We start from the raw sequence: 12,130 nt of genomic DNA on the forward strand, positions 1-12,130 counted from the left end.
AACCAGCACAAAAAAAGCGCCGTAAATGGCGCTTTTTTCATGCTGACTTTGCGCTTACGCAGTCATTGCCGCCTGAAGTTTCTTCATGGCGTTCTTTTCTATCTGGCGTACGCGCTCTGCAGATACCTGGTATTTATCAGCAAGATCCTGCAGGGTAATTTTGTTATCAGCCAACCAGCGGGTCTCTATAATGTCCTGGCTGCGCTCGTCGAGCGTTTTGATTGCAGAGTACAAACGCTTGCTGGCGTTGGCATCCCAATCGTTATTAATTACGTCCATCTCAACGTCGGCACTTTTGTCTTCCAGATACTGTACCGGAGCAAAACTTCCACTTTCGTCGTCGTCAGCACTCAGATCAAAGGCCTGGTCCTGGCTGCTCATGCGGGCTTCCATCTGCAGCACTTCCTTGGTGCTGACACCCAGTTCTTCGGCCACCGTCTGCACTTCCTCGTGGGTGAACCAGCCAAGGCGCTTTTTCGCTTTGCGCAAATTGAAAAACAGTTTGCGCTGCGCTTTGGTAGTAGCAACTTTCACAATGCGCCAGTTTTTGAGCACAAACTCGTGAATTTCAGCTTTTATCCAATGAACCGCAAAAGACACCAGACGAACGCCCACGGAGGGGTCAAAACGTTTTACTGCTTTCATCAAACCGATGTTACCTTCCTGAATCAGGTCAGCCTGCGGTAAACCGTAACCGGAGTAAGATTTGGCGATATGCACCACAAAGCGCAGGTGTGACATAACCAGCTTTCTCGCCGCTTCGATGTCATCGTCTTCCCGCAAACGCAGTGCCAGTTCACGCTCTTCCTCGGCGCTCAGCATATTGATAGAGCTGACAGCCTGAATGTAACCTTCGATGCTACCATTGTGTGGTACGGAAAGTGCCATGGAATGCATGTTTTTGCTCATATTCACCTCAATTATCCAAGCACCCCAGTCTAACAAAAAACGCGGTGCCTTTCGAGTCCATTTTCCCGCGTCATACAGCTTCGGGAATTAGGAAATAGGGTTCTTTGTCTCAAATACAAGACCGGCAACAGCATAAAAAGTTTCATTGCCACCGGCAGATTATAAGTTCAAATCGCTAATAGCCCCAGTCTATACCACAATCTGTTGCCTTTGACAGCCCCTTTGTCGCAGATGACCGCTGCTCGCCGAGGGAGGCCAATTACCCGCGGGCCCTTCACTTATTTTCAGATTCAGTTAAAGTAACTCGAATCAGTAAGGCGAAGCACAGGACTGCTGGCCTATACCAGTGCAGTGAGGACACCATGTTTGCATATGTGGCGCGACAACCGATATTTGACGCGAACCAGGAAGTCTATGCGTATGAGCTTCTTTTTCGAAACGGCGAAGACAACTGTTTTCCAGACATTTCCCCCGATGAGGCAACATCAAAAATACTGGCAGGCAGCCACTTGTCCGCTGGCTTGGAGGAAGTAGTAGGCAGTCATCCTGCATTCATCAATTTTCACCGCGACACCCTGATCAATCACTTTCCAACCTCACTTCACCCGGGCAAGGTCGTCATTGAGATTGTTGAGACCGTAGAGGTTGACGAGCAACTGATTGAAGCGTGCAAACACATTTACGAAATGGGCTACTCACTGGCACTGGACGACTACGATGCCCTGCCTAAGTGGGCTCCATTCCTCGACTTTGTCAGCATTGTGAAGTTTGACATCACCACCATCAGCGAAGAGCAACTGCGAGCTACAATTCCTGCTTTAAAGGCACGCAACATTCAATTGGTTGCTGAAAAAATCGAGACCCATCAGCAGTTTGAGTACTACAAATCTTTGGGGTTTGATTTTTTCCAGGGCTACTTTCTTGCCCGGCCTGAGGTAGTGCGCCATCGCAAACTTGGCCCATCCCAACTAACCATGCTGGAACTGCTTGCCATCAGCGGCTCAGGTTCGCTGGATTATGAGCAAGTCAACCGCATAGTGGAGCGGGACGTATCATTAACCTATCTGCTGCTTCGGTTTATCAATAATCCACTGGTAAACAAGCGCCACAAAATCGGTTCGCTCAAGCATGCCCTGGCGTTTATGGGCGAAGTGGAAATTAAAAAATTTATTGCCCTGGTTTCTCTGGCAAACCTGTGTAATGACAGTTCAACTGCTTTATTGCAAATGTCATTGGTGCGGGCAAAATTTTGTGAACAAGTCTCGCTGGCACTGAATTTACAGGAAAACCCACCCACCGGATTTTTAACCGGGTTGCTCTCTATGCTGGATGCCATTATGGCCACCCCCATGCAGGAATTAATGAGCAAAGTCCCTGTCGGTGAAGCAGTGAAAGAAGCTCTTTGCGGTGAACCCAATGTGCTGTTGGATTGCCTGCAACTGGTGAAACATATCGAGCAGGCAAACTGGAAAGGAGTAAGAATCCTGGCCAACAAACATCAACTCAATCAACGCAGGCTGCATCATTTCTATCAGCAGGCCGTGATTTGGGCCAATTCTGTGGGTACATCAGTGGAGCCCTCTGCCAGCGATACCGAAGCGGAAATGAAATAACAGGAATATTTTTACATACACAGGTATAATCACCGAATCCCTCTTAAAAAAAGAGGACAACAGTGGTAAAAATACACAAACAGGGTGATTTGCCGAAAAATCAGGCAGGAAGCCATTAATCGAAAATTTGTCGGTTAAGATGATGCGTTAGATCTAGAGGACTCAGTGGTCGTATGTTTGCATTTGTAGCTCGTGAGCCGATATTGGATAGGTATAAGGACGTTTATGCCTATGAACTGTTATTTCGTGATGGCAGCGCCGGCGGTTATCCGGAGCATGATGAAGAAAAGGCCTCTCAAATAGCCCAACGGTTTCATCCGCTCGGTCTGGATGACATCAGTGGTGGCAAAACGTCGTTCATCACCTTTAATACAGACACTTTGATTTCGCGCTTCCCCACTACTCTCAATCCGGAGTCCGTTGTCGTCGAACTCGCAGAGAACCCGTCCAATCAGTCTGGCCTGATCGAAGCCTGCGAATACATCAAGCAGTTGGGATTCAAGCTTGCTATTGATGACCCTATGATGTTAAGCGGTAAACACCCCATCTTTCCGCTGATAGATATTGTTAAAGTCGACGTTTCCCAAGGCCGTTACGAACAAATCGAAAAAAATATTCCGCGCTTTCTGAATTCAAGGATCAAACTGGTCGCCGAACAGGTGAATACTTATCAGGATTTTAATACCTGCCGGGATTTAGGCTTCGATTTTTTCCAGGGGTATTTCTTTGCCCAACCCGAAGCCAGGATCCAGCGTCAGCTTCCCGCTTCCAAAATGAACCTGGTCGAGTTGATCGGTGCCAGTTCCCAAAGCAGTTTTGATCTGAACCGTATCAATCAAATCATTGAACGGGATGCAGCATTAAGCTATCTGCTGCTGAAATTCATCAATAACCCCACCATCAACAAGCGATATAAAATTAGCTCTCTCAAGCACGCACTCAACTACATGGGTGAAGTTGAAATCAAGAAGTTTATTGCCCTTTTGTCTCTGGCCAATCTGGGAGACGACAAACCACTGGAGCTTATCCATATGTCGCTGGTGCGAGCCAAATTTTTTGATCTGCTCGCGCAGGAGCGCAGGTTGAGCGTCGATCCTCCCGTAGGCTTTCTGGTTGGACTGTTTTCGCTGCTTGATGCCCTGTTGGACAGGGAAATGTCGGAGATCCTCAAACAATTACCACTGGATGAAGAAGTCAACGATGCACTGATGGGCAGATCTCCTGAGTTTAATCAGTACACCAATCTGGTGAGAGGATTTGAAGGTGCGCTATGGCTGAATGTGATCAAACAGTCAAAAAGCATGGGCATTGATCAAAAGCACCTGCACAGCCTTTATAATCAGGCCATCGTCTGGGGCAATGGGGTCCGAAGTACCATTTCAGCTCACTTCCCCAAACCCGTAATCCGCTAATCCGCTAATCCGCTCTGAGCGCCATGGCACTACTTGGGTTCAATTTCCCTGACGTGGCGCTGAACTGAAATCAATGAACCGACCAGACCAAGCGCGATAGACAATGCAAGCATGGTCAGCAGGGCTGCTCCGGTTAGCCCGGTAATATTGAAATCTTTTTGATACAAAGCCGCAAACGCCTGAATACTGGAATCCATCCACCACAGAATCAGGATAACCGCAAACCAGGCTATCAGCCCCCCCAGCAAGCCGTACCAGAAGCCGGTATACAAAAATGGGCGATGAATAAAGGCATCGGTGGCCCCCACCAGCTTCATTACCAGGATCTCATCCCTTTTGTTAAGAATATTCAGGCGTATGGTGTTGCCAATGATAAGTACCACCGCAATAAACAATAAACTGCCAATCAGGGTGACCAGTTCTCTGGCCACATCCAGCAGCCCGTACAGACGCTCGAGCCATTCTATATCCAGCTTGCCAATATCTACTTCACGTTGCTCTTTAAGCTTATTAAGCAGCAACCTGGCTGCCTGTGGGGTGGCGTGTTTTTCTACTGGCGTCACCAGCACCACATCCGGTAACGGGTTTGCCTCCAGATACGCGATGGCGTCACCCAGACCGGATAAATGCTGAAACTCCTTCAAAGCCTCATCTGCGGGTATGAAGGTCAGACTGTCAATTTCTGGCCAGGTACCCAGACGGGTCAGCAATTGCTGCGACTGGGCTTCAGACACTGAAGATTTCAGAAACAGTGAGATTTCCGATGCCTGTTCCCACCCGGCACTGATTTTCTCGGTATTTTTTACCAGTATGTACAAGGTACTGGGCAGGGTAATACTAAGCCCCAGAACAGCAATCGTCATGATGGATGCTGCAGGTTGGCGCCACAATTCGCCCAGACTGCCCAGGGCCTGGCGTAAGTGACTGACAAAAAACATGCTTACCGACTGCGCAAAACCAATACGTACGTCACTGGCGCCCTGCGGCCGACCTTTGAACAACAGGCTCACGACCAGTTCTCCCCGAAATCTTCCGTCAGGCCATCCGTGATCATCTGGCCGTTGCGCAATGTTAATGTCCTGTATTTCATGCGAGCTATCAGCCCCAGGTCGTGCGTGGCAATGAAAACAGATACACCAGCCTGGTTAAAATCTTCGAACAGGCGAATAATTTCCATCGACAGTTTAGGATCAAGATTTCCGGTAGGCTCGTCAGCCAGCAACAAGGGGGGCTTATTGACCACAGCCCGGGCAATGCCTACCCGCTGCTGCTCACCGCCAGACAGCATGATGGGAAGAGCGCGGGCTTTTTCCCGTAAACCCACCATATCCAACGCCGCCTGCACCCGCTTGGTGGTCTCTTTGTGGGTATAGCCTTCAATAACAAGCGGTAAAGCCACGTTATCGAACACGGTTTTGTCCATCAATAACTGATGGCTTTGAAATATCATGCCAATATCACGGCGAATATAAGCAATTTGCCTACGGGTAATGGTATTGAGGTCATGCCCATTGATAAGGACGCGCCCAACCGTCGGGCGCTCCATGATGCTAATCAGTTTGAGCAGGGTACTTTTTCCGGCCCCCGAGTGCCCGGTCAGAAACGCCATCTCACCGGGTTCGATGTGAAAATTCACCTTACTCAGTGCACGCTGTCCACCCGGGTAGGTTTTACTCACCTGCTCAAATTTGATCATGGTTTCATCCTGCTTCGATCAATGGCATTTCAGTTTGGTTCAGGCAGTTTCAGCATCACTGACACTAAACAGGGCATCAATAAACTCATCGCCATCAAACGTTCGTAAGTCATCGATCCCCTCCCCTACACCGATATAACGGATAGGTATACCAAACTGGTCAGCAATAGAGAAGATCACACCGCCTTTTGCAGTCCCATCCAGTTTAGTCAGTGTCAGTCCGGTCAGACCTACCGCCTGGTTAAACAATTTGGCCTGACTGATGGCATTTTGCCCTGTGCCCGCATCCAGTGTCAGCATGACTTCATGAGGCGCATCGGGAAGGATTTTCTTCATCACTCGAACAACCTTCTTCAATTCCTCCATCAGGTTGTCCTTATTTTGCAAACGTCCTGCCGTATCCGCTATCAGAACATCAACACCTTTAGATTTTGCCGATTGCAGTGCATCAAACAAAACTGACGCACTGTCTGAACCGGTGGGCTGGGCAATAACCGGGATCTGATTGCGCTCCCCCCAAACCTGCAGCTGTTCGACTGCAGCGGCACGAAAGGTATCGCCCGCAGCAAGCATTACCTTCTTGCCCTGCTGCTGGAACTGCTTGGCCAGTTTACCGATTGTGGTGGTTTTACCCACGCCGTTTACACCAACCATCAGGATCACGAACGGTCCTTCGCTCCGGTCGTGCCGTGCCATGGCTTCAGACAACGGACAGGCGACACCGGTGAGCATTTCACGCATCTGCTCCTTTAATATATCAAGCAAAGCTTCGGCATCTTTCAGTTGTGAGCGCTTCGCCGATTCAGTTAACTGGCGAATGATTTTCTGCGTAGTGTCCATGCCCACATCCGCTACCAGCAACTGGGTTTCCAGTTCCTCGTATAGCTCATCGTCAATGGCCTTACCTTTGAATAAACTGACAAAACCGCTGCCAAGATTCACTCGCGTTCGGCTAAGACTGGCTTTCAGTCGCCCGAAGAACGACTTTTTGACCGCAGCCTCTGGCACTTCGTTGTTTTCCGTTACATCTTCATCCGTACTCTCAACCGCACAAAACGACTGCGTGGTTTCAGGCTCAGGCGCTGACTGTTCGATGGGCTGAGCGGATGGAGGTGTATCAACGACCTGGACAAAATCGGACGGGACGGGTTCGTTGCTGGCCTGTACTTCGGCAGTCTGGGTAGATCCCGGCTGTGACGACTCAACCGCTTCAGCCTGATGTTCTTCGGACGGATACGTGGGATCTTGTTGCGGTTGATCTTTTTCGGTTTGCTTGTTCTTGTTGAACCAGCCAAAAAGTTTCGACATGTTTAGGACAAATCCTTATTAAATCACGGCAAATTCGGCTACACTGGCCGGCTATTGTAGGCAGCCATGATAGCATTGTCAGCCCCTATGAAGCGAGCGCGCAAAACACCCCAGTCCCGTAACACCCCAAACGGCAGTGTCCGAGTCATTTCAGGGCGCTGGCGAGGCCGTAAACTGCCGGTAGCCGATGTTGAGGGGCTAAGGCCCACCACTGATCGCAACAAGGAAACACTTTTCAACTGGCTGATGCAGGATATCGCCGGAGCCCGGTGCCTGGATGTGTTTGCCGGCTCAGGCGGATTGGGAATAGAGGCACTTTCGCGCTACGCCGAACACTGCACTTTCATTGAATTCGATAAGGCCGCCGCCACAAACCTGAAACGCAACCTGCAAACATTGGAAGCCAATAGTCAGGTACACATCGGTGACGCCCTGAACATACTCCCTCAGCTGAGCGGGCCGTTTGAAATCATATTCGTCGACCCTCCGTTTCATATGGGCCTGGTTGCTCCAACACTTGACAGCATTACAAGCCGTGAGCTGGTTACGCCAGGCGGTTTTATCTACCTGGAACAGGAAGCCGCTCTCCCATTGCCCTCATTACCTGGCGGCTACAGCATCTTGCGTCAAAAAAGCAGCAGCCAGGTTTGCTACTGCCTGATAATGCGGGACGGTTCCGTTAACTAATTTCCAGACCTATGTTGGAAATACCCTCTTCCAGCGCAATGGCTTTCAGCGCGCGTGCGGTTTCAGCCGGGTTACGGCCCCGTTCGGCGCAGTCCAGCAATTCGTTTTGAATCGCCACTTCAAACTGCATCAGCGGATGCTGTTTGACGCTGTCATCGTCCGCCTCTTCGCTGGCCAGAAGATACGCCTCTACACTTCCCTGTGACAGTTTACTGACCACCACGGCGCCCTGTTCATCTTCCTTCAGAATAAGATTAACCAGCGCTGCGAGTGCCATGCAGGCGTCGATCGCGGGATACACCCCAAACGAATCAAAATCGGCGGTATCGGGAGTGACTTCCTCAACCTTTTCCAGCTGAAGAGCAAAATTAATTTTGCTCTTCGGTGCGACCACAGACTCCCAGACTAAATCCAGACAACCGCGACACAACTTGGCGTCACCGAATTCGGTCAACTCACAAAACAACTGATAATTCGGCAGCATTCTTTCCAACAAGGCTGCGCTGAACGCCACTGCCTGCCACCCACTGAGCGCCCTGACTCGAGCGAAGGTATTTAACTTTTTGCCAGTCATAGGACGGACTCCGATGTAGCTTGTACAAAATATTGGCTCACGCCATCTAAAAACATCTGTATGGCAATCATCACCAGGATCATGCCCATCAATCTTTCCATGGCCGTCAGGCCCCGCTCGCCCAGCAAACGATGAAACAGGCCGGAAAACATCAGTATCACCGAGCTGATGAGCCAGGCTGAGCCCAGGGCAATCGACCAGTCGAGCATTCTGTCAGGATCCTGGTTTGATAACAGGATCAGTGCTGCCAGGGTCGAAGGCCCGGCAATCATAGGAATAGCCAGAGGCACCAGAAAGGGCTCTTCACCAAGCGCAAGCCCACTCGGGTTCCCTGCCTGAGGGAAAATCATTTTCAGTGCAATCAGAAACAGAATGATTCCGCCGGCAATACTGACGGTTTCCTGTTTAACATTCAAAAAATCCAGCACCGCCTGACCACTAAACAGAAAAATAAATAAAATACCCGCGGCAAACAGCAGTTCCCGAATCAGGATCATCCGTCGCCGCTTCGGCTCGATCATTTTCAGCACCGACATGAACACCGGCAAATTACCCAACGGGTCCATGATCAGGAACAGCATAACGGCAGCGGACCAGGTGTCCATGTGCTCTATCTCCTACCTAGATTCAATCAATTCAAAAGGTTACTGCGCCTGAAAACCAGCACGTCGAAATTTATGGCCGCTTTTTCACAAGATTGCCCGAAGCAGCAGGAGTCGCTACTATCAATTCGGGCATTGCCATTGAACGGCATTCAAGCTCAGAGTATAACAGGTTGTTGGGGTTGGATTTTCCCACAATTTAATAAGGATAATAATAATGACTTTGATGACGGTGAAAGAAGTAGCGGAATTTTTGTCCATTCAGGATGTTCGAGTCACACGGCTGGCGCGGGAAAGCCTGTTGGTCGCCAGACAAAAAGACACCGCTGGCAACCCCCTGTTCGAGCGCGAGGATGTAGAACGTTACAAACAACTCGCTGAACGCCTAGGGGGCATTTGAAGTTTCCGGGGCTCCCTTTGGACACAGGGAGCCCGTGTTTCAGCCGTCAGGCAGGATAAGTGTGGAGCATCCTTGCGATGCTGCGAATGCCCATGGCTGAAGCGCCAACAGGCATTTCGGCAGTCGCACTGCCATGATAGGCCGCCGCCAGATCCAGGTGAACCCAGCCTTTGGCGTTTACAAAGCGTGACAGAAAGCCCGCCGCGTTAGACGCGCCACCACCACCGCCGCCCTTCATTGGCCGGCTGTTGGCAGTATCTGCAAATGCAGAAGGACAACGTTCCTGATGCCAGATTTCCAGCGGCAGCGGCCAAAACCGTTCGTTTTCACTTCTTGCACTGTCCAGCATGGCCTGGCGTGCATCGTCGTCCATACTGAAAACGCCATGGTAATCGTTACCCAGGGCGACAACTGCAGCTCCGGTTAAGGTCGCCGCATCAATAATCAGTGGCGCTTGGGTTTCAGTGGCCGCCAGTAATCCGTCTGCAAGAACCAGACGACCTTCTGCATCAGTATTCACGATTTCCACGGAAATTCCGTTTTTGTAGGTCAGCACGTCACCCAGTTTATAGGCGTGGCCACTTATCAGGTTTTCAGCGCAACAGAGCAGTAATTTCACCCTTTTCTTCAACCCCTGACTGATAGCCAGTCCAAGAGCGCCGGTCACAGTCGCAGCTCCACCCATATCGCATTTCATATCCAGCATCCCTTCACTGGATTTAATGCTGTAACCACCACTGTCAAACGTGATCCCTTTCCCGACCAGAGCTGCATCTACTGGTGCATCAGGGTCGCCGCTGGGGTTGTAATCCAGCTCTAACATTACCGGGGGTCTGTCACTGCCCCGCCCGACGTTGTATATGCCCACCCAGCCCTGCTTTTTAAGATCTTCCCCCACTATGGTGCGGTAGGAAACCGCATCTCCGCCGACTTCAGACAACCAGACTGCGGCCCGCTCCGCCAGAGTTTGTGGGGAGAGGTCCTCAGGTGTTTCGTTAACCAGCTGGCGGGTGAACAACAAAGCCGCGTACTGACGCTCCAGGTCCGGTTTGTCATTACTATCTGCGAAATCCAGATCTGCGGGGAAGCGCGCGCGGGTAAAACTGATGGCAAATGCCCATTGCTGCTCAAACGTCCAATCACCGCCAAGCCGAACACGGGGCAAATTCAACCCGTCGAGTTTTCGTGCTGACTGCTGAATCGTCCGGCATGGATCACGGCCTTCTGATAAATGAATCACTGCGCCTTGTCCGTCCATGCTAAGACTTGCCTTTTCGCCCCATACCCGGGGCGCTTTCTGTTCACTCAACGTAACTACAAATTCCGACATACCAAATCCTTAATCACTTGCTAAACTAACGCCGCTTTATTAAGCGCCGGTTAAAATATTCACGGCGGCTTTGCTCTGCTATGACATGCCGCCCCTGTTAATGACTCCCAAACAACCAAGAGACATCTATGCTGTTTTCATCGCCTTTGTTACGAGGCACCCTGATTAAACGATACAAACGCTTTCTCGCCGATGTAGAGCTTGAAGATGGCAGCGTGGTAGTGGCGCACTGCCCGAACACCGGGGCCATGACAGGATGCGCCGAACCGGGGTTTACGGTCTATCTCAGCCACTCTGACAACCCCAAACGCAAACTCAGGTATACCTGGGAGCTGGCTGAAGACTTCCAGCACAACTTTATCGGAATCAACACTCACAACGCCAATAAACTGGTAGCGGAAGCGCTAAATAACAAGGTGGCTCCCTATTTTAATTGGGTCGACAGCTGGAAAGCCGAAGTTACGCCACCCGGCGCACAAAGTCGATTTGACTTTAAACTGATGCTGGAAGGCAAACCCTGCTTCATGGAAGTCAAATCTGTGACCCTGGCGGAAGGAAACGTAGGCTACTTCCCGGATGCCAGAACCCAGCGCGGAACTAAACATTGCCTGGAGTTGGCCAAACTCGCACAACAGGGGGAGCGTTGCCGCCTGCTGTTCTGTGTTCAGCATACCGGTATAAAGGAGGTCCGACTGGCGCAGAACATCGATTCAGAGTACGCTGATGCGGTAGGCTATGCCCAGGCGCATGGCGTTGAGGTATTGGCTGCCGGCTGCACAATCAATCAACAAAAAATACAAATAAATCAAGCATTAGCTGTTAAATTATAAAAAACAGGTTGATTTTTTTCGAAGTGACGCCATATTTGCGCCTTGCTTTACCTTCGTGATGCTAATTGAGCGCATCACCTTCGGGGTGTGTTTTCGTCGGTTTTGACACACCAGAGGAAAGGTTACTGAACACGATACATTGCCCGAATCAGTTAAGTCTGCTATAGATAATCGATTGTTTTGGGACATGTGGGTGTCGTAGTGTAGGAGATGTGGCACATGCCAACAGGAAAAGAATCGAAATCTCTGGGCTTGTTAGCCCTGGCAGGGCTGGAGCCTTATCAGCCCAAGCCTGATGAAGAATACATGAACGATGCACAGATGGAGCATTTCCGTCTGTTGCTGAAAGCGTGGCGTAACCAGTTACGGGAAGAGGTTGATCGTACTGTATCGCACATGAAAGACGAAGCTGCGAACTTTCCGGATCCGGTTGACCGGGCTGCCCAGGAAGAAGAATTCAGTCTGGAACTGCGGACCCGTGACCGCGAACGCAAGCTGATCAAGAAAATCGAAAAAACCCTCAAGCGCATTGAAATTGATGATTTCGGGTTTTGTGACCAGTGCGGCATTGAAATCGGTATCCGCCGACTTGAAGCCCGCCCTACAGCCGATTTGTGTATTGACTGCAAAACAATGGCTGAAATCAAGGAAAAGCAGCTGCAGGGTTAACCTTCCGGCGCGCACCGCTCCCGGGGCACGGAGGCATGAGTATGCTGTTACTTCTGCCTAACCCGGGACGCCATTATAAATTCGCTTTTAATTCGCAGGT

Annotated in this window: 13 protein-coding genes; 6 read left to right on the forward strand and 7 right to left on the reverse strand. The window is 50.4% G+C overall.

Going from position 1 to position 12,130, the window contains the following annotated elements; all coding sequences use genetic code 11:
• Positions 1–54 precede the first annotated feature (54 nt).
• A complete protein-coding gene (rpoH, locus tag DXV75_RS15310; protein ID WP_115594296.1) occupies positions 55–909 on the reverse strand; it encodes an RNA polymerase sigma factor RpoH in 855 nt (284 codons plus the stop codon).
• A 362-nt stretch (positions 910–1,271) separates the two neighbouring features.
• On the opposite strand from rpoH, the gene DXV75_RS15315 reads away from it, so the two are divergent.
• Entirely contained in the window at positions 1,272–2,522 is a 1,251-nt protein-coding gene (locus tag DXV75_RS15315; RefSeq protein ID WP_115594297.1) for an EAL and HDOD domain-containing protein, read from the forward strand.
• A gap of 173 nt (positions 2,523–2,695) precedes the next feature.
• Entirely contained in the window at positions 2,696–3,934 is a 1,239-nt protein-coding gene (locus DXV75_RS15320; RefSeq protein ID WP_115594298.1) for an EAL and HDOD domain-containing protein, read from the forward strand.
• Positions 3,935–3,963: 29 nt separating this feature from the next.
• Here the strand turns inward: DXV75_RS15320 and ftsX are convergent, their stop codons facing one another.
• The 3 genes from ftsX to ftsY are packed head-to-tail and all read right to left on the reverse strand — an operon-like array spanning position 3,964 to position 6,938.
• Complete coding sequence (gene ftsX, locus DXV75_RS15325) at positions 3,964–4,944, reverse strand: permease-like cell division protein FtsX (RefSeq protein WP_115594299.1); 981 nt, start codon at positions 4,942–4,944, stop codon at positions 3,964–3,966.
• The gene (gene ftsE / locus DXV75_RS15330; protein WP_115594300.1) at positions 4,941–5,630 is read right to left on the reverse strand and encodes a cell division ATP-binding protein FtsE; all 690 of its coding nucleotides are present in this window, start codon (positions 5,628–5,630) and stop codon (positions 4,941–4,943) included. Before ftsE ends, ftsX begins: the two co-directional genes overlap by 4 nt.
• A gap of 39 nt (positions 5,631–5,669) precedes the next feature.
• Positions 5,670–6,938 (reverse strand): signal recognition particle-docking protein FtsY, encoded by a 1,269-nt coding sequence (gene ftsY / locus DXV75_RS15335; RefSeq protein WP_115594301.1) that lies wholly within the window; start codon positions 6,936–6,938, stop codon positions 5,670–5,672.
• A gap of 87 nt (positions 6,939–7,025) precedes the next feature.
• Here ftsY and rsmD point away from each other — a divergent pair, with 87 nt between their 5' ends.
• The gene (gene rsmD, locus DXV75_RS15340) at positions 7,026–7,625 is read left to right on the forward strand and encodes a 16S rRNA (guanine(966)-N(2))-methyltransferase RsmD (RefSeq protein WP_115594302.1); all 600 of its coding nucleotides are present in this window, start codon (positions 7,026–7,028) and stop codon (positions 7,623–7,625) included.
• Here rsmD and DXV75_RS15345 read toward each other — a convergent pair.
• Complete coding sequence (locus DXV75_RS15345) at positions 7,618–8,199, reverse strand: YjaG family protein (protein WP_115594303.1); 582 nt, start codon at positions 8,197–8,199, stop codon at positions 7,618–7,620. The two genes, rsmD and DXV75_RS15345, sit on opposite strands and share 8 nt — an antisense overlap.
• Positions 8,196–8,804, reverse strand: coding sequence for a YhgN family NAAT transporter (locus tag DXV75_RS15350; RefSeq protein ID WP_115594304.1), 609 nt, complete (start codon positions 8,802–8,804; stop codon positions 8,196–8,198). Before DXV75_RS15350 ends, DXV75_RS15345 begins: the two co-directional genes overlap by 4 nt.
• A gap of 214 nt (positions 8,805–9,018) precedes the next feature.
• Between DXV75_RS15350 and DXV75_RS15355 the strand changes: the two genes are divergently transcribed.
• Complete coding sequence (locus tag DXV75_RS15355; RefSeq protein ID WP_115594305.1) at positions 9,019–9,201, forward strand: helix-turn-helix domain-containing protein; 183 nt, start codon at positions 9,019–9,021, stop codon at positions 9,199–9,201.
• 46 nt (positions 9,202–9,247) lie between these two features.
• Here DXV75_RS15355 and pepB read toward each other — a convergent pair whose 3' ends face one another.
• Positions 9,248–10,531: an aminopeptidase PepB gene (pepB, locus tag DXV75_RS15360; protein WP_115594306.1), complete on the reverse strand. Its 1,284-nt coding sequence runs from the start codon at positions 10,529–10,531 to the stop codon at positions 9,248–9,250.
• A gap of 128 nt (positions 10,532–10,659) precedes the next feature.
• Here pepB and sfsA point away from each other — a divergent pair, with 128 nt between their 5' ends.
• Together sfsA and dksA are read left to right on the forward strand one after the other, a co-directional pair.
• Entirely contained in the window at positions 10,660–11,361 is a 702-nt protein-coding gene (gene sfsA / locus DXV75_RS15365) for a DNA/RNA nuclease SfsA (RefSeq protein ID WP_115594307.1), read from the forward strand.
• Positions 11,362–11,580: 219 nt separating this feature from the next.
• Positions 11,581–12,030 (forward strand): RNA polymerase-binding protein DksA, encoded by a 450-nt coding sequence (dksA, locus tag DXV75_RS15370; protein ID WP_115594308.1) that lies wholly within the window; start codon positions 11,581–11,583, stop codon positions 12,028–12,030.
• Positions 12,031–12,130: the final 100 nt, after the last annotated feature.

It is taken from the genome of Alteromonas aestuariivivens (assembly GCF_003367475.1).
Taxonomy (GTDB): domain Bacteria; phylum Pseudomonadota; class Gammaproteobacteria; order Enterobacterales; family Alteromonadaceae; genus Alteromonas; species Alteromonas aestuariivivens.